This window comes from Azomonas macrocytogenes, from assembly GCF_014191985.1.
Taxonomy (GTDB): Bacteria; Pseudomonadota; Gammaproteobacteria; order Pseudomonadales; family Pseudomonadaceae; genus Azomonas; species Azomonas macrocytogenes.
The window spans coordinates 266,088-286,283 of the sequence record NZ_JACHXI010000001.1; the positions used below are offsets into that span (position 1 = coordinate 266,088).

Consider the following 20,196-nt stretch of genomic DNA (forward strand, 5'->3'; position numbering starts at 1 on the left):
TCAAGCCCCGTTCGATACGTGCTTCAGGATGACTGGCTCGCTATCCAACTGATGCGCCGCGATATGCCGTTCGCTACGCCGCGTCCGATCCTGTACCTTGCCCACCAGTTGGCCACAAGCTGCATCGATATCATCGCCACGTGTGGTACGCACCGTCACGTTATGCCCAATCTTCTGCAGGATTTCCTGGAAACGCCGAATAGCGTTGTTACTGGGCCGCTGGTACGACGAATGCGGAAACGGATTGAAAGGAATCACATTGATCTTGCAGGGGATATCTGCCAGCAATGCGATCATCTGCTCGGCATGTACAGGCTGGTCGTTGATATCCTTGATCAGCGTGTACTCGATGGTCAATACCCGCTTTTCTCCCAGGCGAGACACATAACGACGACAGGCATCCAGCAGCATATCGAGTGGATATTTCCGATTGATCGGCATCAGGCTGTCGCGCAACTCATCGTTCGGCGCATGCAAAGACAACGCGAGGGAGACATCGGTGACCTTCGCCAACTCGTCGATCATGGGCGCGATTCCCGAGGTGGAAAGCGTAACCTTGCGTTTGGAAATACCATAACCAAGGTCATCCATCATGAGAGTCATGGCAGCAACGACATTGTCGAAGTTCAGTAATGGCTCGCCCATGCCCATCAGCACCACATTGGTGATGGCGCGATCGATCTTGGCAGGAATTGTCCCGAAGGATTTATTGGCAACCCATACCTGCCCGATGACTTCTGCCGCCGTCAGGTTGCTGTTGAATCCCTGCTTGCCTGTAGAACAGAAACTGCAGTCCAGAATGCAACCAGCCTGTGAAGATACGCACAACGTGCCACGGCCATTCTGCGGGATGTACACCGTCTCGATATAACTGCCGGAAGCGACTCGCATTACCCACTTGCGCGTACCATCACTGGAAATATCTTCACTGATCACCTCAGGCCCGCGAATTTCGGCGCGGGCTCTGAGTTTTTCGCGAAGCACTTTGCCCACATTGCTCATGGCGTCGAAATCATCGACACCATAGTGGTGAATCCATTTCATGACCTGACCAGCACGGAAACGCTTTTCTCCGATGGATTCGAAGAAGCTTTCCAGTTGCGTCTGGGTCATCCCCAGCAGATTCACTTTATCATTGGTCGGTGCGGTCACAGGATTCAGCCTCGCTCGAACTTAGCGAACGCGTGCACACACTTCCGTGGAAGCGAAGAAATAAGAAATCTCACGGGCAGCGGATGCTTCGGAATCCGAGCCATGCACGGCGTTTTCGTCAATGGAAACGGCGAAATCGGCGCGAATGGTACCGGCTTCAGCCTTTTTCGGATCGGTCGCGCCCATTAGTTCACGGTTCTTGGCAATGGCTCCTTCACCTTCCAGTACCTGCACCACAACGGGGCCGGAAGTCATGAAGGAAACCAGATCCTTGAAGAAAGGACGCTCTTTGTGTTCGGCATAGAAGCCACCAGCTTCACGCTCGGACAGTTGCACCATTTTCGACGCCACGACGCGCAGGCCGGCCTTTTCGAAACGGGTGAGAATTTCACCGATGACGTTCTTGGCAACAGCGTCCGGCTTGATGATGGAAAGGGTGCGTTCAACAGCCATGAAAAGCTCCAAAGCGAATAATGAGGACAAAAAATAGCCCGCGGAGTATACGCAGGTCGCACTAAAAATCGTAGCAGGGAGAATATCCTGCTACGCAGCAAAGCGTGCCGGAGCGGCCAGAATTCTCCCAAACGGGATGCTCTTATCGCGCTTCTTCGATCCAGGCAGTCTGAATCGCTTCGAGCACCTTTTCCCCGCCATGCTGCGGATCGTCATCGAACTCTGGTAATGCAACGACCCACTGGCGCAAATCGACGAAATTCACATAGCGTGGATCCGTTTCCGGTTTGCACTCCGCCAGTTCGATAGCAATATCCTGCACATCTGTCCATTTCAGGCTCATGTTCGTTTCTCGCTCAATGGCCTTCAGAAACCTGATTGATGGTGTATTTTGGAATTTCGACCACCAGATCGTGTTCGGCAACGACTGCCTGGCACGATAGCCGCGAATTCGGCTCCAGCCCCCAAGCCTTGTCGAGCATGTCGTCTTCCAGTTCGTCGGAGGTATCCAGCGAGTCGAATCCTTCCCGAACGATTACATGGCAAGTGGTGCATGCGCAGGATTTCTCACAGGCATGCTCCAGTTCGATGCCGTTGCGCAAGGCTGCGTCCAGAATCGTTTCACCGGGGCTGGCATCAACCACAGCTCCATCGGGACAATGCTCGACGTTGGGCAGGAAAATAATCTGCGGCATATTCATCACTCCTCGATATCATCGAGCCGGCGCCCAGCCAGGGCTGCCTGTACGGAAGCATCCATGCGTCGGGCGGCAAAGGCATCGGTGATATCGCTAAGGCTCTTGGTTCGGCGAGCCAGCAAATCACCATCCTGTCCATCGAGTGCTTGTTGCAACTCGCTGATTTGCAACTCGATGGCAGCCCGTTCTTCAGCATCCAGCAACCGCTCGCCATCTGCCTGTAATGCGCCAGCCACCGCTTCAAGCAGGCGTCGCGCTTCTACCTGGCGTTCACGCAAGGCACGCATGGCCTTATCTGCGCCAGCCTTGTCGAGAGATTCTTCGAGCATGCGGGCAATCTCACCATCGGTCAGACCGTAAGATGGCTTGACCTGAATAGTTGCCTCGATACCAGAAGCCAATTCGCGCGCAGCTACATTGAGCAAGCCATCGGCATCCACCTGAAAGGTCACACGGATCTTGGCAGCGCCCGCTACCATCGGGGGAATGCCATGCAATTCGAAGCGTGCCAGCGAACGGCAATCAGTCACCAGTTCGCGCTCACCTTGCAGCACGTGGACCATCATGGCGGTCTGGCCATCCTTGTAGGTAGTGAAATCCTGGGCGCGCGCCACGGGAATAGTCGTATTGCGGGGAATGATCTTTTCCATCAATCCCCCCATGGTTTCCAGCCCCAGGGATAACGGAATCACATCCAGCAGTAACAACTCGCTGCCATCGCGGCCATTACCAGCCAGCGTATCCGCCTGAATGGCGGCACCGATGGCAACGACCTTATCCGGATCGATATCAGTCAGGGGCTGACGACCGAACAGCTCACCGACAGCCTGCCTTACTCGCGGAACACGCGTGGAGCCACCAACCATAACCACCGCGCCGATTGCCTGCGCATCGATATCGGCATCCCGAATGGCACGTCGACAAGCTTTCAAGCTGCGCGCGATCAAGGACTCGATCAATTCCTCGAAAACGGCACGCCCAAGACTACCCCGCCATCCGCCATATTCCAGTGCGACGGATTCAGTCGTGCTCAACGCTTCCTTGGTATCGCAAGCGATTTTCAACAGGGTGCGCTGGGCTCCGGGAGCCAGATCACTGGATACGCCGGCCTGGGCGAGAATCCAGTCAGCAATCGCATGATCGAAATCATCACCCCCCAAGGCACTGTCACCGCCGGTAGCCAGTACTTCAAAAACACCACGCGTCAGCCGCAGGATCGAGATATCGAAGGTTCCGCCACCCAGATCGTAAATCGCCACCAGCCCTTCGGCCTGGCGATCGAGACCGTAAGCGACTGCGGCAGCCGTAGGCTCGTTGAGCAGGCGTAGAACATTCAGACCGGCGATCCGCGCTGCATCCTTGGTCGCCTGCCGCTGGGCATCATCAAAATAAGCCGGAACGGTAATCACCGCACCAACCAGTTCGCCGCCAAGAGATGCTTCTGCTCGCAAGCGCAGAACCCGGAGGATTTCCGCTGAAATCTCCACCGGGCTTTTCACTCCCTGCACTGTTTCTATACAGGGCATTTGCGATTCGCCTGCGACGAAACGATAAGGTAGCTGCTCGCCAAGTTGCTTGACATCGGCAAGTCCTCGCCCCATCAAACGCTTGACCGACACAACGGTATTGAACGGATCGTCCTGGACCGCATCCTTGGCAGACCGACCGACTTCGACATGGTCCGCCAAGTAACGCACGGCAGAAGGAACGATCACATTGCCGTCAGCATCCGGCAATGGTTCGGCCACACCGCTACGCAGTGCAGCCACCAGCGAATTGGTGGTTCCCAGATCGATACCCACCGCCAGACGGCGTTCGTGGGGCTGGGGGCTTTGTCCTGGTTCGGCTATCTGGAGTAAGGCCATATAATTCTTTTCGATCGAACGGCAACGCCAGGCGTTGCTCGTGGTTAATCGTCGAGGCGCTCTTCCAACTGGCGCACCTCTTGGGACAACTTGTCGACAAACTGCATGCGGCGCACCAGGCGTTCAGCTTCTGCAAGGCGCGAATCATCCTGCCAACACTGCTCGAAGGCATCATCCAACTCTTGGCGAGCCTTTTTCAGCTGCGCCTTGAAAGAAGCGATACCCGCGTGCTCACCACTCTCCTGCAAATCTTCCAGATCCTCTCGCCATTGCATCTGCTGCAATAGAAATTCGGGATCCTGAACAGTGGCCTCCAACGGGACATCGTGCCCTCGCAGCGCCAACAGATATCGCGCACGCTGCGTCGGGCTCTTGAGTGTCCGATAAGATTCGTTAAGGTTGGCCGACCGCTCCAAAGCCTGGCGCTGCTCGCGCTCGGACGCATCCACGAAGCGGTCGGGATGAACACTGCGCGCCCGCTCACGATAGTTTGCTGCCAGCTTCTCAAGGTCGATCACGAAAGCCGGCGGCAAGTCGAACAGGTCGAAGTAACTGGTATTACTCACAAGCCCCCTCAAACATTGAAGCTTTCGCCGCAGCCGCATTCACCGAGCGAATTGGGGTTGTTGAACTTGAAGCCTTCGTTCAGGCCTTCGCGAACAAAATCGAGTTCAGTGCCGTCGAGATAGACCAAGCTCTTGGGATCGATGATCACCTTTACACCATGGTTTTCGAAGACCTTGTCGTCGCCAGCCACGTCATCCACGAACTCAAGAACATAGGCCATCCCCGAGCATCCGGAGGTACGCACGCCAAGGCGAATACCGGCTCCCTTGCCACGCGCATCGAGCGAGCGGCGTACATGCTGGGCCGCAGCCGGCGTCATGGTAATTGCCATCCTGAATTCTCCTTAAAGCAAACCTTTCTTCTGACGGTAATCACGCACGGCAGCCTTGATGGCATCTTCGGCCAGTACCGAACAGTGAATCTTTACAGGTGGTAACGCCAATTCCTCGGCCAGTTGGGTGTTTTTAATGGTTTCCGCCTCATCCAGGGTCTTGCCCTTCATCCATTCGGTGGCCAGGGAACTGGAGGCGATAGCAGAACCACAACCATAGGTCTTGAACTTGGCATCTTCAATCACACCCTGTTCATTGACCTTGATCTGTAAACGCATCACGTCTCCACAGGCAGGGGCACCAACCATACCGGTACCGACATCTGGATCTTCAGCGTCGAATTTGCCGACGTTGCGCGGATTTTCGTAGTGCTCGATGACTTTATCGCTATATGCCATGGTGCAATCCTCTCTGCATCAGATTATCGATTCCGTTGCGATCAGTGGGCTTGCCACTTCACTGTGGAGATATCGACACCGTCCTTGTACATATCCCACAAAGGAGAAAGCTCGCGCAACTTGTTGACGGCTTCGCAGACCTTGGTGGCGGCGTAGTCGATTTCCTCTTCGGTAGTGAAACGGCCGAAGGTAAAACGGATCGAGCTGTGCGCCAGTTCGTCGTTACGCCCCAGGGCACGTAACACGTAAGAAGGCTCAAGGGACGCCGAGGTACAGGCGGAACCGGAAGAAACCGCCAGATCCTTGAGCGCCATGATCAACGACTCGCCTTCGACGAAATTGAAGCTGAGGTTGAGGTTGTGCGGCACTCGGGCGATCAGGCTTCCGTTGACGTACAATTCTTCAAGATGCTCGACCTGCTTGAAGAAACGATCCCGCAATGCACGAATACGCTCGTTTTCGGCGGCCATTTCTTCCTTGGCGAGTCGGAATGCTTCACCCATGCCAACGATCTGGTGCGTAGCCAACGTGCCGGAGCGCATACCTCGTTCGTGTCCTCCACCATGCATCTGGGCTTCCAGTCGCACCCGGGGCTTGCGCCGCACATAGAGCGCACCGATGCCCTTGGGACCATAGGTCTTGTGCGCAGAAAAAGACATCAGGTCAACCTTCAGCGTGTCCAGGTCTATCGCTACCTTGCCCGTGGACTGGGCAGCATCGACATGGAAGAGAACACCTCTGGAGCGCGTCAGGTCACCAATGGCACCGATATCGTTGATGGTGCCGATTTCATTATTTACATGCATGATCGAAACCAGAATGGTGTCGTCGCGCAGGGCAGCTTCGACCATGGCCGGCGTAATCAGGCCATCTTCTCCCGGCTGGAGGTAAGTCACCTCAAAACCTTCGCGCTCAAGCTGACGGCACGTATCGAGTACTGCCTTATGCTCGATCTTGCTGGTAATGATGTGCTTACCCTTGGAACCGTAAAAATGCGCCACACCTTTGATAGCCAGGTTATCGGACTCCGTGGCACCGGATGTCCAGACTATTTCGCGAGGATCGGCATTTACCAGATCGGCCACTTGCCGGCGTGCGTTTTCTACCGCTTCTTCGGCCCGCCAACCGAATACATGAGAGCGCGAGGCCGGATTGCCAAAGTTCCCTTCGAGCACAAGACACTCAGTCATCTTGGCAGCAACACGCGGGTCTAAAGGCGTAGTGGCGGAATAATCGAGGTAAATCGGCAATTTCATCAATATCTCCTGTCAGGTCGCCGTCTCTTCAATTTTTCAATCGACAGCGGATACCCGGATCTTGTCAAGCTGTGCAGGCTTTGCGCCACCTTGACGTAAACCCTGAGTCTGAGCCAGCAACTGGATATCGTTTCGATTGACCAGATCGGCCAGACTTATGCCACTCAGAAACTCATGGATACGCTCGCTTAGATCGCACCATAAATAATGGGTCAGGCAAGTATCACCCGAGTGACAATCGCTCCCCCCTTGGCAACGGGTGGCATCCACCGATTCGTTTACCGCATCGATCACCTGTGCAACCTGAATAGCATCCATGCGGCGCGACAGCCGGTAACCGCCACCCGGGCCACGCACACTGCTTACCAAACCACTGCGCCGCAACCTGGCAAACAATTGCTCAAGATAGGAAAGAGAGATCCCTTGCCGCTCGGAAATATCTGCCAGCGACACCGGACCATCCTGTGCATGCAATGCCAAGTCGAGCATGGCGGTCACGGCATAGCGGCCTTTTGTGGTCAATCTCATCATGAATACCAAGGCATCGAGTTCACACCCATAATGCTATAGCCTAGTATTTTTATCAACTATAGACCTGATTGACCTCCTACAACGAACCGGACAAACCACTAACTACATAAGCTATAAGTTTGGCGGCTCCAAGTGATCAATCATCACGATCCTTACACGATACATTGCGTAGCCTTTTTTGGGTTTCAGTCAAAATACCTCGAAGAATATTCATCTCGAGCCTGCTGATACCACAGCGTCCATAGAGCTTGCGCAAACGGGCCATCAGGTGCCGAGGCCTTGCCGGGTCGAGAAAGCCGATATCTGCCAAGGTTTGCTCAAGATGCTCGTAATACCGTTCCAATTCATCCGAGGTTGCCGGTTGCGCATTTTCCACAGTCGTTGCCTCCAGCTTCTGCATCTTGCGCGGTCGGCCTTCTATAGCGAGCCAGCTCATACGAACCTCGTAGGCCAGCAATTGCACAGCCGCAGCCAGATTCAACGATCCAAACTGCGGATCTGAAGGAATATGTACGTGATACTGGCAGCGCTGTAGTTCGTCATTGGTCAGCCCCGCATATTCACGACCGAAGACCAACGCGACTTCTTCGCCTTGCCTGACCTGTTCGATGCAGGCCGAACCGCATTCACGCGGATCCAGCAGCGGCCAGGGAATACGGCGATCACGCGCACTGGTTCCAAAGACCAGAGTGCAACCGGCCAAAGCTTGCTCAAGCGTTTCAACGACGCCGGCCGAGTCGAGAATATCCGTAGCTCCGGAAGCCCGTGCAACGGCAACCGGACTGGGAAATTCTCCTGGTTGAACCAGAACGAGCCGGGAAAGCCCCATGGTTTTCATGGCTCGGGCAGCACCGCCTATATTTCCAGGATGGCTGGTATTGACCAGTACCACGCGAATGTTCTGCAGCAAAATCGATCCTCGACCGCATGGAATAGAGCAACAAGCTTACAATTCCCTACTGAGCTACGCACGTCTGCACACATCTACAGCTGGCTCAGCTCTGGATGTGCGTAGGTATTCTGATAAACTTGTCCGCTTTCTCTAATGCCCAGGTAATCTGAAACATGCAGCCCATGCTGAATATCGCACTGCGCGCCGCTCGCAGCGCCGGTGAATTGATCATTCGCTCCATCGAACGCCTGGACCTTATCTCGATCAACGAAAAAGAAGCCAAAGACTACGTCAGCGAAGTCGATCGTGCTGCTGAACAGAGCATTATCAATGTGCTGCGCAAGGCCTATCCCAACCACGGTATCTTGGGAGAGGAAACCGGCCTGTCGCCTGGCTCTGGAGAAGGAACTGACTATCTCTGGATCATCGACCCACTCGATGGGACTACTAATTTCATCAGAGGCGTGCCGCATTTTGCGGTAAGCATCGCCTGTAAATATCGCGGACGGCTGGAGCATGGAGTAGTTCTCGACCCAGTTCGCCAGGAAGAGTTCACCGCTAGCCGTGGACGTGGCGCAGCACTCAACGGCAAGCGCTTGCGCGTCAGCTCTCGCAAAAGCCTGGATGGAGCATTATTGGGTACAGGCTTTCCTTTTCGGGATAGTCAGCTGGATAGCCTGGAAAATTACCTCGATATGTTTCGCGCATTGGTAGGCCAGACCGCAGGTCTTCGGCGGGCAGGTGCAGCCAGTCTGGACCTGGCCTACGTTGCCGCCGGCCGCTACGACGCCTTCTGGGAATTCGGCCTGTCCGAATGGGACATGGCGGCAGGTGCCCTGCTGATACAAGAAGCTGGCGGCCTGACCAGCGACTTTACCGGTAGCCATCAGTTTCTGGAGAAAGGCAATATCGTGGCGGGTAACACCAAATGCTTCAAAGCCGTGCTGACAGCAATCCAGCCATACCTGACACTTGCCATGAAACGCTAACAAGCGTTTTTCTGACGCAGAAAAAAACGCCTCGAAAGGCGTTTTTCGTCTCTGATTACCTACCAAGCGTAATTACTGCTGAGTCAGCAACACTTGGTCGCTCTGCACGGGAATCTGTGACCCCGGATCGCGATCCATCCTGGTTTGGCTGACCTTTCCATCCAGACTGTACTTAAGCTCGTAACCAACGATTTTTTCCGGCTCTCAGTTAGCGTACTGCAGCGGGTTTACGTCGTCGTATAGGCATCGCGACGTAAGCGGCAATGACCCCACCGACTGCACCCAGAACAGCACCGACCAGCATGGATTTATTCATTGCTACATCCTCTTAGCTATGAGGTTTTACTCTAACTCCACGCCTCGGGCTGAAAAGAATGCATAAGGTTCTGCTCAAGAACGCCTGCTCGCTTCCTCCAAAGCTGGAGGAATAAGATCTTCGCGATCAAGATTCAGCCAGATCAAGGTTGCATTTGCTACGTAGATAGAAGACGTAGTGCCAACCAGAATGCCAATGAAGAGAGCGAGAGAAAAGCCCCAGAGATTCTCGCCACCGAACAACATCAACGCACCGACGGCAAGCAAGGTCGAGATGGAAGTCGCCAGCGTCCGCAACAACGTCTGGGTCGTGGAGACATTGATATTTTCCACAAGATCGGCTTTGCGCAACAATCGAAAATTCTCACGGATACGATCGAATACCACGATGGTGTCATTCAACGAATAACCAATGACAGCCAGCACAGCAGCAAGCACCGTCAGATCGAAAGTGAGTTCGAAGAAAGAAAACACTCCAAGGACAAGAATCACATCATGGAACAGGGATAGCACCGCACCAAAACCGAACTTCCATTGAAAGCGGAAAGCTACGTAAATCAGGATACCACCCAGCGCCAGCAGCATTCCCAACCCGCCCTGGTCACGTAATTCCTCGCCAACAGCCGGACCGACAAAGTCGACCCGATGAATGGAAAACGCTGCATCACCGCCATTTGCCTGCAAAGCCTTGGCGATCTGCACTCCAATTTGTGCATCTTCGCTGGGCATGCGTACTACCACATCCGTCGTAGCACCGAAGCTTTGTACGACAGCCCCCTCGAACCCTGCTTCCTGCAGTTGCATGCGTACCGTATTCAGATCGACCGGTTTGCTGTAGGAAAGCTCCACCATGCTACCGCCCGTGAAATCCAGCCCATAGTTCAACCCCTTGAAAAGCAGACTGGCCAGCGAAGCCAGGATCAGTAACAAGGTAACGGCCAGGACCGCATGTCGGGCCCCCATGAAGTTGATCGTACGTTTCATTTATTGCCTGCCTCTCAGATCCAGAGCTTCTTGATATCGCGCCCACCGCAGAACAGGTTGACCATCCCGCGAGTCACGACGATGGCGGTAAACATCGAAGTCAAAATGCCCAGAGACATAGTTACGGCAAACCCCTTGATCGGCCCGGTACCAAGAGAGAAAAGCACACCACCGACCAACAAAGTGGTCAGGTTGCCATCCAGAATTGCCGAGAAGGCTCGATCGAAGCCTTCATGAATCGCGCGCTGCACAGGCATGCCGTTGGCAATTTCTTCCCGAATCCGGGAAAAGATCAACACATTCGCATCCACGGCCATGCCCATGGTCAACACGATACCGGCAATGCCCGGCAAGGTAAGCGTTGCTCCCAACATCGACATGAGCGCTATAAGGCAGATGATGTTGAACATCAATGCAATGCTGGCCAGGATGCCGAAAAACTTGTAGATCGAGACAATGAACAACGCGACGAAGGCAAAGCCCCAGATCGAAGCATCGATTCCAAGTTCGATGTTTTCGGCCCCAAGACTCGGGCCAATGGTCCGCTCTTCGGCAAAGTACATCGGCGCAGCCAGACCACCCGCACGCAGCAATAGCGCCAATTCCGAAGATTCACCCTGCCCGTCCAGCCCCGTGATGCGAAACTGACTACCCAGGGCAGACTGGATGGTGGCAAGACTGATGATCTTGCGTTCGTCTTCGAAAGCTGCAACCGATTCTTCTTTTTCGACACCATCGATCACCTGCCGCACATAGCGGGTTACCGGTCTTTGTTCGATGAAAAGAACCGCCATGCTGCGACCGATATTATCGCGCGTAGCCCGATTCATCAGATCCCCACCATGACCATCAAGGCGGATATTGACCTGCGGACGACCGTTTTCATCGTAACCAGCCTGGGCATCGGTAACCTGATCGCCAGTAATGATCACGCTTCGCTCCAGCTCCACTACCGGCCGGCCTGGCTCTCTGAATTCAAAACTTTCTGTAGCCGCACGAGGTGTATCAGACGTCGCAGCCAAGCGAAACTCCAGGTTCGCTGTCTTGCCGAGAATACGTTTGGCTTCCGCCGTATCCTGTACGCCCGGCAGTTCAACCACAATGCGATTGGCCCCCTGGCGCTGTACTAGTGGTTCGGAAACACCCAGCTCATTGACCCGGTTGCGTACCGTAGTCAGGTTCTGCTTGATGGCGTATTCGCGTATTTCGGCTACCCGCGCCTCGGTATAGGCCAGTTGCAATATCTGCAACTCATTGCGTTGGGTCGTAGTTGCCAAAAAATCCTTGAAGTCTCGCCGAATAAGGGCTTGAGCCTGCTCCAGGCTTTCAGTATCGGTGAACCCCAGCTGTATACTCGTAGCTTGCCTGGGCAGACTGCGATAACGCACTCGCTCCTTGCGCAGCAGACTCTTGATTTCGTTTTCCTGGACATTCATGCGCGTTTCCAGCGCCTTGTCCATGTCCACCTCGAGCAGGAAATGAACCCCGCCAGATAAATCAAGGCCCAGCTTCATCGGGCTAGCGCTTAATTTGCGCAACCAATCGGGCGTGGATGAAGCCAGATTGAGAGCAACTACATAATCGTCACCGAGCGTTCGACGTACGACATCCTGAGCCGGCAACTGCTTTTCCTGATCCACCAGACGCAATAGACCACTGGAGCCCTTTTCGGCAAGCGTGGCAGCCTTGACTTGGATACCGGCATCCTGTAGCGCCTTGGTAGCCCGATCCAGATCGGCCTGGTTCATCTGCATTGCAGAACTGGAGCCACTGATCTGAATCGCCGGATCATCAGGGTAAAGATTAGGAGCAGAGTAAATACAAGCAATCGCAAGTACTGCAAGAATGAGCAGATATTTCCAAAAGGGATATTTGTTGAGCATGACGCAGCCCGCTTATGATGCGAGGCGCCTTGCGCGCCCCGTATCGTGATAATGAATGAAAGCTGGCTCAGATGGCTTTCAGGGTGCCCTTGGGCAATGCAGCGGCAATCGCCACTTTCTGGATCTTCAGTTCCACGGTATCGGATACTTCCAGCACCACGAAGTCGTCGGCAACCTTGTTGACCTTGCCGACGATACCACCGGAGGTGACCACTTCATCGCCTTTCTGCAAACCGGTAAGCAGGTTCTTGTGCTCTTTGGCGCGTTTGGCCTGGGGACGCCAGATCATCAGATAGAAAATGACCACGAAACCGCCAAGCATCAGCAGGCTCATCAAGTCCCCTCCCGGAGGAGCCGCAGGTGCCGCAGCCTCTTGGGCATGGGCGGCGGAAATCAAAAAGCTCATTTACCACTCCTGTTGCATAGATCGTTTATTGATAGTCATGCAAGCGGCGGGGTCGACTGCCCTCGCCTGGTATAGAACGCATCGACAAAGGCAGCCAATTTACCCTGTTGGATAGCATCGCGTAAACCGGCCATGAGATCCTGATAATGTCGCAAATTGTGGATGGTATTCAGCATGCTACCCAGCATTTCGCCGCATTTATCCAAATGATGTAAATAAGCGCGAGAGAAATTCCTGCAGGTATAGCAGTCACAGGCAGGGTCCAAGGGAGAATCATCATATCGGTGAATTGCGTTGCGAATCTTTATAACGCCACTATTGGTAAATAGATGGCCGTTGCGCGCATTACGGGTTGGCATCACGCAATCGAACATATCCACGCCGCGTCGCACCCCTTCGACTAAGTCTTCAGGTTTACCCACCCCCATCAAATAACGCGGTTTGTCGGCAGGCATCTGCACCGGCAGGAAATCCAATATTCGGAGCATATCTTCCTTGGGTTCACCTACCGAAAGCCCGCCAATAGCCAGCCCATCGAAGCCGATTTCACACAGGCCATCCAGCGAACGCATACGCAGTGACTCGTACATGCCACCCTGCACGATGCCGAACAAGGCCGCTGGACTTTCTCCATGAGCCGTCTTGGAACGCTTTGCCCAACGCATCGACAGCTCCATGGAGCGCAGGGCAACATCCTCATCTGCCGGGTAAGGCGTACATTCGTCGAAGATCATCACAATGTCGGAGCCCAGCTCTCGCTGCACCTGCATCGATTCTTCAGGCCCCATGAAAACCTTGGCACCATCAATAGGAGAAGAGAAATAGACACCTTCTTCCCTTATCTTGCGTAACGCTCCAAGGCTGAAGACCTGGAAACCACCAGAGTCGGTCAGGATCGGCCGCTGCCACTGCATGAAATCATGCAAATCGCCATGTTTACGAATCACTTCGGTGCCAGGTCGCAGCCATAGATGAAAGGTATTGCCGAGAATGATCTGCGCACCAATGGCTTCGATATCACGCGGCAGCATGCCTTTCACCGTACCGTAGGTGCCTACCGGCATGAATGCCGGAGTTTCTACGACACCTCTGGGAAAGCTTAGTCTCCCACGGCGAGCTTTGCCTTCTGTAGCAAGAAGCTCGAACGACATATGGCAAGTACCGCTCATGATCGATTCTCAGGACCACACGGAGAAGGGTTACGGGTTATGAACATGGCATCACCGTAGCTGAAAAAACGGTATTTCTGCTTCACTGCCTCAGCATAGGCAGCCATAGTCTCGGTATAACCGGCGAAAGCCGAAACCAGCATGATCAATGTCGACTCAGGTAAATGAAAATTGGTTACCAGGGCATCGACGACATGGAAAGGCTTACCTGGATAAAGGAATATCTCGGTATCACCGCTGAATGGCACCAGCACTCCGTTGGCATCCGTAGCACTTTCCAGCGAACGAACGCTGGTGGTTCCCACAGCGATCACGCGCCCGCTGCGTGCGCGACAAGCCGCAACGGCATCGACAACATCCTGGCTGACCTGAAGCCATTCACGATGCATCCGATGCGTCTCTATCTGCTCGACACGCACAGGCTGAAAGGTACCTGCACCTACATGCAAAGTGACAAATACCGTTTCCACACCCTTGGCACGGATAGCTGCCAAAAGCTCATCATCGAAATGCAAACCCGCCGTCGGTGCAGCCACTGCACCCGCATGACGAGCATAAACAGTCTGATAGCGCTCGCGATCCGCAGCCTCGTCAGGGCGCTCTATATAAGGAGGCAACGGCATATGTCCGATGCGTTCCAAAAGCGGCAAGATATCTTCATCGAATAGCAGTTCGAACAGAGCACCCTGCCTGGATAGCATCTCGGCACCAGAACCGTCGTCCAACAAGATCCTGCTCCCAGGCCTGGGAGACTTGCTGGAGCGCACATGAGCCAGGGCGCGACGGCTGTCGATCACTCTTTCTACCAATATTTCCAGCTTGCCACCGCTCTCCTTGCGCCCAAAAAGCCGCGCCGGAATCACCCGGGTATCGTTGAAGACCATCAGATCGCCAGGATTTAGGTATTCCAACATATCAGCAAAATGCCGATGACGAAGATCTCCGCTCTTGCCATCCAGAACCAACAGACGACTGGCTCTGCGTTCAGCGAGCGGATACCTTGCAATAAGCGACTCTGGCAAGTCGAAGAAAAAGTCTGCGACGCGCATCGGAAAACCTAGCTATACAGCAAAGGGCGCAAAGCTTATCCGAAACCTGCGTGCCTGACCATGCAAAACAATTGACCGCCCCCTTTAACACTCCTATACTTTGCGCCCGTTGTGCCTCGGTGGCGGAATCGGTAGACGCGGCGGATTCAAAATCCGTTTCTGGCGACAGAGTGAGAGTTCGAGTCTCTCCCGGGGCACCATTTCAAAATTGCTCTTTATCTAATCTGCAACCAGAAGAATTCCAAAACGCTGGCCTGCGCCCTTTTTCGGATATCAACTAGACGCCACGCCCAATATCGGAAATACACCATTCCCGATGTGCACAGAGGGGGGGGTTGGCTTTCCTCTGCAGTTAGCGTAGAGTAACCCAACTGTTTGCATAGGTCGCTGTTGAATCGTGACCTGATGCGGTAGATCTTCAGATCCGCTTCATCCGCTCGACTTCTTCTTACCTTCTGCAACAGTCCCCAGCCCAAATCTGTGGGCTGTCTTCCAACATAAGTTTCAAGGTAATTAGATATGTCGAATCGTCAGAGCGGCACTGTCAAGTGGTTTAACGACGAGAAAGGCTACGGCTTCATCACTCCAGAAAGCGGCCCGGATCTATTCGTTCACTTTCGTGCAATTGAAGGCAATGGTTTCAAAAGCCTGAAAGAAGGCCAGAAAGTCAGCTTTGTTGCTGTCCAAGGCCAAAAAGGTATGCAGGCAGACCAAGTCCAGATTCTGGGCTAAGCCTCCGCTCCGAAAACCCTGATGCCATAATCAGGGTTTTTTTATTGTCATGACTCGATAACCCTTGAAATCGAATCATGAGAATACCAAGACAAGAGCCAGTCACAACGCTTCACAAGCAAAACGGCAAACCATCAGCCAGCTCATTTGCTTCTTCAATACATCATCCCGCCTTTCGCAACAGCCATAACCCAGCCAAGCCACAACTGGTTGCTGGCAAGATCACTGCCAGAAATGGCGAAAAATTGAATACTTGGCTAGCCGGTCCTAGCAAGTCCTGAATGATACGAAAGACGAAACCAACGATTACCCCCGTGAAAACCCGCTGTCCAAGAGTTACCGAACGCAGCGGTCCGAAAACAAAAGAAATAGCCATCAATACCAAGGCAACCACGACCAGTGGCTGCAACGTCTTGGTCCAGAAAGCCAGCCAATAACGATTATTGTTAAGATTTTGCTCGGCCAGATAATGGATGTAATTCCATAACCCCGTCATGGAAAGGGCTTCGGGCTCCAGTACGACTATACTGAGTAGGCTAGGTGTCAGCTCCACATCCCAGCGCTGCTCGCCTACTCCATTCACCTCGGTATAACCATCCCGGAAGTGCGTGATGGAAATATCATGCAGCACCCAATGATCCTGCTGATAGTTGGCCTGCCGAGCGAAGCTGGCAGACAATAGGTTCTGACCACTATCGAAATCGTAACGGGTTACACCCAGCAACACGCCTCCAGGCTGCACCGAATTGATATGGATGAACTCGTTACCTTGTCGATGCCAGAGACCATTCTTGCTGCTTTGTGCTTCCCCTCGCCCCTGCGCCAAGGAGCGGCCAGCCTGAGCCAGATCCTCACTCCAAGGTGCCAGATATTCACCAATTGCAAATCCGACCAGCATAAGCATCAGCATGGGCTTCATGACTGCCCAGACGATCTGTCCCAGAGATACCCCAGCCGCACGCATGATGGTCAGCTCGCTGCTGCTGGCCAGCGTACCTAGGCCAATCAGGCAACCGATCAAGGCAGCCATCGGCAACATTTCATATATACGCCGTGGCATTGTCAGCAGTACATAGATCAAGGCATCGAGCGTGCCATAACTGCCCTTTACATCACCCAGCTCATCAATGAAAGCGAATAACAAAACCAGCCCTACGATGACGCCAAGCACAGCCAGAATGGCGAAAAACACATGCAGGCCGATATAACGGTCAAGCTTACCCATTGATCAATTCCTTTTTGACCACGCGGCGCTGCCCGAACCGCCAGCGAATCGACTCCCAATAGAAAAGTATCAGCCCAATCGACAAGAACAGCAGATGAACCCACCAGAAACCGAGAGACAAGGGTAACTTACCTTTATTCAAAGCCCCCCGAACAGCAATCAACGAAGCGAGATAAGCCATATAAAGAAGAATCGCCGGCAATAGCTTCAGATAACGCCCCTGTCGCGGATTGACTTTGGATAGTGGCACGGCAAGCAAGGTAACGATGAATACCAGTACCGGCAGCGACAACCGCCACTGCAATTCGCTCTGATAACGGCGATCGGGATTACCGAACAATTGCCCGGTAGGGATAGACTCCATCTCCCCTACTTCAATAACCACATTCGGCCTGGCCAGCTGCACACCATAAGTATCGTACTGCACAACTCGGTAGTCGGCCTGACCTGGTCGGCCGTCATAACGAAATCCATGTTCCAGAATCAGGTAGCGACTTCCATCAGGCTGAATCAACTGACGCCCGCCATCAGCTACCAGAACAGCCAGGCCACGTGCCTTGCCATCCTGCTGGGAAACAACCGTTTCCGAAATAAACACTCCCTGCAACTGACTACGATCACTGGAAAGATCCTGGGTATAGGTCACTCGGGTTCCATCTTTCAGCGTTTGAAAACGCCCCGGGACCAAGGTATCGAACTCTGTCAGTGAGTCCTGCTCGTTGAGAATCCGTTCCACTTCTGCCAACCCCTTGGGCGACAACCACAGACTCAGGCAAGCGACGGCCAGGGCAACGATCAGAGCAGGGCCCATACTGTAGGCAAGCAGACGGTGCTGGCTCATCCCGGTGGCGGAAAGCACGGTCATTTCACTTTCCAGATACAGGCGGCCGTAAGTCAGCAGGATTCCCAGGAACAGCCCGAGCGGCAGAATCAGCTGCAAAAAGCCCGGCATACGAAAACCGATGATCGTGAAAAGCACACCAGGATCGAGAATCCCTTGCGCGGCCTGGGCCAGATACTTGATGAAACGACCACTCATGATAATCAGCAATAACACTGCACTGACAGCGCCAAGCGTGATCAACAGCTCACGAGACAGGTAACGAAAGATGATCAAACCAGACACTCCAGGGTTGTCAGGCTCAGGCGGCTACGCTCAAACTAGCCCACATGATTGCCGGCCCGCCCATAAGACGAACCGCCGGAAAAATAACGGCCATTATCCTGTAAACCCGCATACTTGTCTTGGGGACTCAGCCAGATGCAATTCGTTGTCAAAACCGCCAGCGCCGCCTCATTGAAAACCGCCACCCTGATCCTGCCCGTAAGCGAAGGACGCTTGCAGGGAGAAACCGCCCAAGCCGTCGACAGTGCTGCCAACGGCGCCATCAGTGCGATACTTGAGCGCGGCGATCTTCAAGGCAAGACGGCGCAGACCATGCTGCTGCACAGCCTGCCCGGACTCAAGGCCGAGCGCGTTCTCCTGGTTGGTATCGGCAAGCCGGACGAAATCGACACTCGTCAGTGGCGCAAGATTGCCAGTGCAATAAACAGCAGCCTGAAGGGCTTGAACGGTACCGATGCGACACTGGCTTTTCAGGACGTGCGCATCAAAGGACGCGATGCCTATGCCAGTGTACGTCTGATGGTCGAGGTGCTGGCTGCAGGTCAATACCTGTTCGAAGAATACAAAAGCAAGAAATCCGATCCACGAGCGATTGCCAAGATCACTTTACTGACTGAAAAATCCCAACAGGACAATCTCGAAAAGGCTGTCGCTCATGCCACCGCCATTGCCGCCGGCATGGCTTATACCCGGGATCTCGGCAACCTACCACCGAATGTCTGCCACCCAATCTATCTCGCTGGTCGGGCCAAGTCACTGGGCAAACAATATAAGAATCTCAAAGTTGACATTCTCGATGAGAAAAAGCTCAAGGAGCTGGGAGCTGGCACTTTTGTCGCAGTAGGCCAGGGCAGCGATCAACCACCACGCCTGATCGTCTTGCAATACAACGGCAGCGGTAAATCCGACAAGCCGCATGTACTGGTCGGCAAAGGCATCACTTTTGATAGTGGCGGCATCAGCCTCAAACCCGGTCCCAATATGGATGAAATGAAATACGACATGAGTGGTGCCGGAGCAGTCTTTGGCGTCTTCGTGGCGGCACTGGAAATGCAGCTGCCACTCAATATCGTCGGCCTTCTGGCTTGTGCCGAGAACATGCCTAGCGGTCGCGCCACCCGCCCTGGTGATATCGTCACGACCATGAGTGGGCAGACAGTGGAAATTCTCAATACGGATGCCGAAGGCCGTCTGGTACTGTGCGATACCCTGACCTACGCCGAACGCTTCGAACCGGATTCGGTAATCGACATCGCCACTCTGACCGGTGCCTGTATCGTTGCGCTCGGTAGTCATACCACCGGACTGATGAGCAACAACGACGAACTAGCCAGGCAACTGCTGGAAGCCGGCCAGACGGCCGATGATCGTGCCTGGCAACTGCCGCTGTTCGACGAGTATCAGGAACAACTGGACAGCCCCTTCGCCGACATGGCCAATATTGGCGGCCCCAAAGCAGGCACCATCACTGCCGCCTGCTTTCTATCCCGCTTTGCCAAGAAATATCCCTGGGCACACCTGGATATTGCCGGTACAGCCTGGATCAGTGGAGGCAAGGAAAAAGGCGCTTCCGGCCGCCCGGTTCCCCTGCTGGTCCAGTATCTCCTGAACCAGAAACAGGCAACGCCAACAGCGGCGGCACCGATCGACGAGAAAGCACCTTCTCCAGCTTCGGCCAAAGCCAAAAAACCTACGGCTCCGAGAAAGCGCAAGAGTGGGAGTGGCACGACTCCATCGGCATGACCCGCGTTGAATTCTATGTACTTCCCGATGCCGATCCGACAAGCCGCCTTCATGCGGCTTGCCGATTGGCAGCCAAGGCGTGGCAGCAAGACTTCCGGGTATTTCTTCGCTGCCAGGACGAGCACCAGTGCAAAGCAGTAGACGAGCTATTGTGGAGCTATCGTGCAGAGCGCTTCATTCCTCACAACCTCCATGTAGAAAACCCCAGAGCCCCTGTAGTAGTGGGGCTTGATGAAACACCAGCCTTATCGCAAGGGCTGCTGATCAATCTGGCACCAGATCTTTCCAACCATATATCCCGCTTTGCCCGGATCATTGAGATCGTCAACCAGCAACCCGAGTTACTGGCACTCTGCCGAGAGAACTTTCGCCTCTACCGTCGCCAGGGCTATGATCCTCAACGTGTGGAACTCTGACCACGTCAGGACTCA

Annotated in this window: 21 protein-coding genes, 1 tRNA gene and 2 pseudogenes; 5 read left to right on the forward strand and 19 right to left on the reverse strand. The window is 54.1% G+C overall.

Translation table 11 applies throughout. The annotated features are described in order from the left end of the window. The 11 genes from rlmN to trmJ form a co-directional block, all read right to left on the reverse strand. The gene (gene rlmN, locus FHR87_RS01260) at positions 1-1,152 is read right to left on the reverse strand and encodes a dual-specificity RNA methyltransferase RlmN (protein ID WP_338021210.1); all 1,152 of its coding nucleotides are present in this window, start codon (positions 1,150-1,152) and stop codon (positions 1-3) included. Positions 1,153-1,173: 21 nt separating this feature from the next. Then, on the reverse strand, positions 1,174-1,605 hold the full coding sequence (gene ndk, locus FHR87_RS01265) for a nucleoside-diphosphate kinase (protein ID WP_183164873.1): 432 nt from the start codon (positions 1,603-1,605) through the stop codon (positions 1,174-1,176). Positions 1,606-1,747: 142 nt separating this feature from the next. Beyond that, on the reverse strand, positions 1,748-1,948 hold the full coding sequence (gene iscX / locus FHR87_RS01270) for a Fe-S cluster assembly protein IscX (protein WP_183164874.1): 201 nt from the start codon (positions 1,946-1,948) through the stop codon (positions 1,748-1,750). Positions 1,949-1,961: 13 nt separating this feature from the next. Then, positions 1,962-2,300 (reverse strand): ISC system 2Fe-2S type ferredoxin, encoded by a 339-nt coding sequence (gene fdx / locus FHR87_RS01275; RefSeq protein WP_183164875.1) that lies wholly within the window; start codon positions 2,298-2,300, stop codon positions 1,962-1,964. A 5-nt stretch (positions 2,301-2,305) separates the two neighbouring features. Continuing rightward, positions 2,306-4,168 (reverse strand): Fe-S protein assembly chaperone HscA, encoded by a 1,863-nt coding sequence (hscA, locus tag FHR87_RS01280; RefSeq protein WP_183164876.1) that lies wholly within the window; start codon positions 4,166-4,168, stop codon positions 2,306-2,308. 44 nt (positions 4,169-4,212) lie between these two features. Then, a complete protein-coding gene (gene hscB, locus FHR87_RS01285; protein WP_338021211.1) occupies positions 4,213-4,734 on the reverse strand; it encodes a co-chaperone HscB in 522 nt (173 codons plus the stop codon). Between the two features lie 8 nt (positions 4,735-4,742). Next, positions 4,743-5,066, reverse strand: a complete 324-nt coding sequence (gene iscA, locus FHR87_RS01290; protein ID WP_183164878.1) for an iron-sulfur cluster assembly protein IscA — start codon at positions 5,064-5,066, stop codon at positions 4,743-4,745. Positions 5,067-5,078: 12 nt separating this feature from the next. Next, positions 5,079-5,465, reverse strand: coding sequence for a Fe-S cluster assembly scaffold IscU (gene iscU, locus FHR87_RS01295; protein WP_183164879.1), 387 nt, complete (start codon positions 5,463-5,465; stop codon positions 5,079-5,081). A 41-nt stretch (positions 5,466-5,506) separates the two neighbouring features. Continuing rightward, the gene (locus FHR87_RS01300) at positions 5,507-6,721 is read right to left on the reverse strand and encodes an IscS subfamily cysteine desulfurase (protein WP_183164880.1); all 1,215 of its coding nucleotides are present in this window, start codon (positions 6,719-6,721) and stop codon (positions 5,507-5,509) included. A gap of 36 nt (positions 6,722-6,757) precedes the next feature. Further along, complete coding sequence (gene iscR / locus FHR87_RS01305) at positions 6,758-7,249, reverse strand: Fe-S cluster assembly transcriptional regulator IscR (protein WP_183165129.1); 492 nt, start codon at positions 7,247-7,249, stop codon at positions 6,758-6,760. A 139-nt stretch (positions 7,250-7,388) separates the two neighbouring features. Next, a complete protein-coding gene (gene trmJ, locus FHR87_RS01310) occupies positions 7,389-8,165 on the reverse strand; it encodes a tRNA (cytosine(32)/uridine(32)-2'-O)-methyltransferase TrmJ (protein ID WP_183165130.1) in 777 nt (258 codons plus the stop codon). A gap of 152 nt (positions 8,166-8,317) precedes the next feature. Here trmJ and suhB point away from each other — a divergent pair, with 152 nt between their 5' ends. After that, on the forward strand, positions 8,318-9,133 hold the full coding sequence (suhB, locus tag FHR87_RS01315; RefSeq protein ID WP_183164881.1) for a type III secretion system regulator SuhB: 816 nt from the start codon (positions 8,318-8,320) through the stop codon (positions 9,131-9,133). A 72-nt stretch (positions 9,134-9,205) separates the two neighbouring features. Here suhB and FHR87_RS19725 read toward each other — a convergent pair. The 6 genes and pseudogenes from FHR87_RS19725 to queA form a co-directional block, all read right to left on the reverse strand. Then, a pseudogene (locus tag FHR87_RS19725) lies at positions 9,206-9,375 on the reverse strand (glycine zipper 2TM domain-containing protein); the annotation flags it as partial. Positions 9,376-9,523: 148 nt separating this feature from the next. After that, the gene (gene secF / locus FHR87_RS01320) at positions 9,524-10,432 is read right to left on the reverse strand and encodes a protein translocase subunit SecF (RefSeq protein WP_183164882.1); all 909 of its coding nucleotides are present in this window, start codon (positions 10,430-10,432) and stop codon (positions 9,524-9,526) included. A gap of 14 nt (positions 10,433-10,446) precedes the next feature. After that, the gene (secD, locus tag FHR87_RS01325; protein WP_183164883.1) at positions 10,447-12,315 is read right to left on the reverse strand and encodes a protein translocase subunit SecD; all 1,869 of its coding nucleotides are present in this window, start codon (positions 12,313-12,315) and stop codon (positions 10,447-10,449) included. Positions 12,316-12,382: 67 nt separating this feature from the next. Further along, positions 12,383-12,721, reverse strand: coding sequence for a preprotein translocase subunit YajC (gene yajC, locus FHR87_RS01330; protein ID WP_183164884.1), 339 nt, complete (start codon positions 12,719-12,721; stop codon positions 12,383-12,385). Positions 12,722-12,756: 35 nt separating this feature from the next. Continuing rightward, positions 12,757-13,872, reverse strand: coding sequence for a tRNA guanosine(34) transglycosylase Tgt (gene tgt / locus FHR87_RS01335; protein WP_183165131.1), 1,116 nt, complete (start codon positions 13,870-13,872; stop codon positions 12,757-12,759). A gap of 14 nt (positions 13,873-13,886) precedes the next feature. Further along, positions 13,887-14,939 carry a tRNA preQ1(34) S-adenosylmethionine ribosyltransferase-isomerase QueA gene (gene queA / locus FHR87_RS01340; protein WP_183164885.1) on the reverse strand — a complete coding sequence of 351 codons (1,053 nt, stop codon included), beginning with the start codon at positions 14,937-14,939 and terminating at the stop codon, positions 13,887-13,889. 113 nt (positions 14,940-15,052) lie between these two features. Between queA and FHR87_RS01345 the strand changes: the two genes are divergently transcribed. Beyond that, positions 15,053-15,139: transfer RNA gene (locus tag FHR87_RS01345), tRNA-Leu, on the forward strand. 319 nt (positions 15,140-15,458) lie between these two features. Beyond that, positions 15,459-15,671 (forward strand): cold-shock protein, encoded by a 213-nt coding sequence (locus FHR87_RS01350; RefSeq protein ID WP_183164886.1) that lies wholly within the window; start codon positions 15,459-15,461, stop codon positions 15,669-15,671. Positions 15,672-15,834: 163 nt separating this feature from the next. Here the strand turns inward: FHR87_RS01350 and lptG are convergent, their stop codons facing one another. Both lptG and lptF read right to left on the reverse strand, forming a co-directional pair. After that, the gene (gene lptG, locus FHR87_RS01355; RefSeq protein ID WP_183164887.1) at positions 15,835-16,896 is read right to left on the reverse strand and encodes an LPS export ABC transporter permease LptG; all 1,062 of its coding nucleotides are present in this window, start codon (positions 16,894-16,896) and stop codon (positions 15,835-15,837) included. Further along, positions 16,889-18,013, reverse strand: a complete 1,125-nt coding sequence (lptF, locus tag FHR87_RS01360) for an LPS export ABC transporter permease LptF (RefSeq protein ID WP_183164888.1) — start codon at positions 18,011-18,013, stop codon at positions 16,889-16,891. The genes lptG and lptF overlap by 8 nt, the downstream gene beginning before the upstream one ends. A gap of 144 nt (positions 18,014-18,157) precedes the next feature. Between lptF and FHR87_RS01365 the strand changes: the two are divergent. Together FHR87_RS01365 and FHR87_RS01370 are read left to right on the forward strand one after the other, a co-directional pair. Beyond that, positions 18,158-19,636, forward strand: a pseudogene (locus FHR87_RS01365) (leucyl aminopeptidase); the annotation flags it as partial. Between the two features lie 125 nt (positions 19,637-19,761). After that, positions 19,762-20,181: a DNA polymerase III subunit chi gene (locus FHR87_RS01370; RefSeq protein WP_183164890.1), complete on the forward strand. Its 420-nt coding sequence runs from the start codon at positions 19,762-19,764 to the stop codon at positions 20,179-20,181. The last annotated feature ends 15 nt before the right edge of the window (positions 20,182-20,196 follow it).

Coding starts and splice junctions, on each gene's coding strand:
- fdx (WP_183164875.1), bottom strand. CDS start 2,300: ATGCCGCAGATTATTTTCCTGCCCAACGTCGAGCATTGTCCCGATGGA.
- hscA (WP_183164876.1), bottom strand. CDS start 4,168: ATGGCCTTACTCCAGATAGCCGAACCAGGACAAAGCCCCCAGCCCCAC.
- secF (WP_183164882.1), bottom strand. CDS start 10,432: ATGAAACGTACGATCAACTTCATGGGGGCCCGACATGCGGTCCTGGCC.
- queA (WP_183164885.1), bottom strand. CDS start 14,939: ATGCGCGTCGCAGACTTTTTCTTCGACTTGCCAGAGTCGCTTATTGCA.
- iscX (WP_183164874.1), bottom strand. CDS start 1,948: ATGAGCCTGAAATGGACAGATGTGCAGGATATTGCTATCGAACTGGCG.
- iscR (WP_183165129.1), bottom strand. CDS start 7,249: ATGAGATTGACCACAAAAGGCCGCTATGCCGTGACCGCCATGCTCGAC.
- FHR87_RS01350 (WP_183164886.1), top strand. CDS start 15,459: ATGTCGAATCGTCAGAGCGGCACTGTCAAGTGGTTTAACGACGAGAAA.
- lptG (WP_183164887.1), bottom strand. CDS start 16,896: ATGGGTAAGCTTGACCGTTATATCGGCCTGCATGTGTTTTTCGCCATT.
- FHR87_RS01370 (WP_183164890.1), top strand. CDS start 19,762: ATGACCCGCGTTGAATTCTATGTACTTCCCGATGCCGATCCGACAAGC.
- tgt (WP_183165131.1), bottom strand. CDS start 13,872: ATGTCGTTCGAGCTTCTTGCTACAGAAGGCAAAGCTCGCCGTGGGAGA.
- suhB (WP_183164881.1), top strand. CDS start 8,318: ATGCAGCCCATGCTGAATATCGCACTGCGCGCCGCTCGCAGCGCCGGT.
- secD (WP_183164883.1), bottom strand. CDS start 12,315: ATGCTCAACAAATATCCCTTTTGGAAATATCTGCTCATTCTTGCAGTA.
- iscU (WP_183164879.1), bottom strand. CDS start 5,465: ATGGCATATAGCGATAAAGTCATCGAGCACTACGAAAATCCGCGCAAC.
- FHR87_RS01300 (WP_183164880.1), bottom strand. CDS start 6,721: ATGAAATTGCCGATTTACCTCGATTATTCCGCCACTACGCCTTTAGAC.
- iscA (WP_183164878.1), bottom strand. CDS start 5,066: ATGGCAATTACCATGACGCCGGCTGCGGCCCAGCATGTACGCCGCTCG.
- ndk (WP_183164873.1), bottom strand. CDS start 1,605: ATGGCTGTTGAACGCACCCTTTCCATCATCAAGCCGGACGCTGTTGCC.
- yajC (WP_183164884.1), bottom strand. CDS start 12,721: ATGAGCTTTTTGATTTCCGCCGCCCATGCCCAAGAGGCTGCGGCACCT.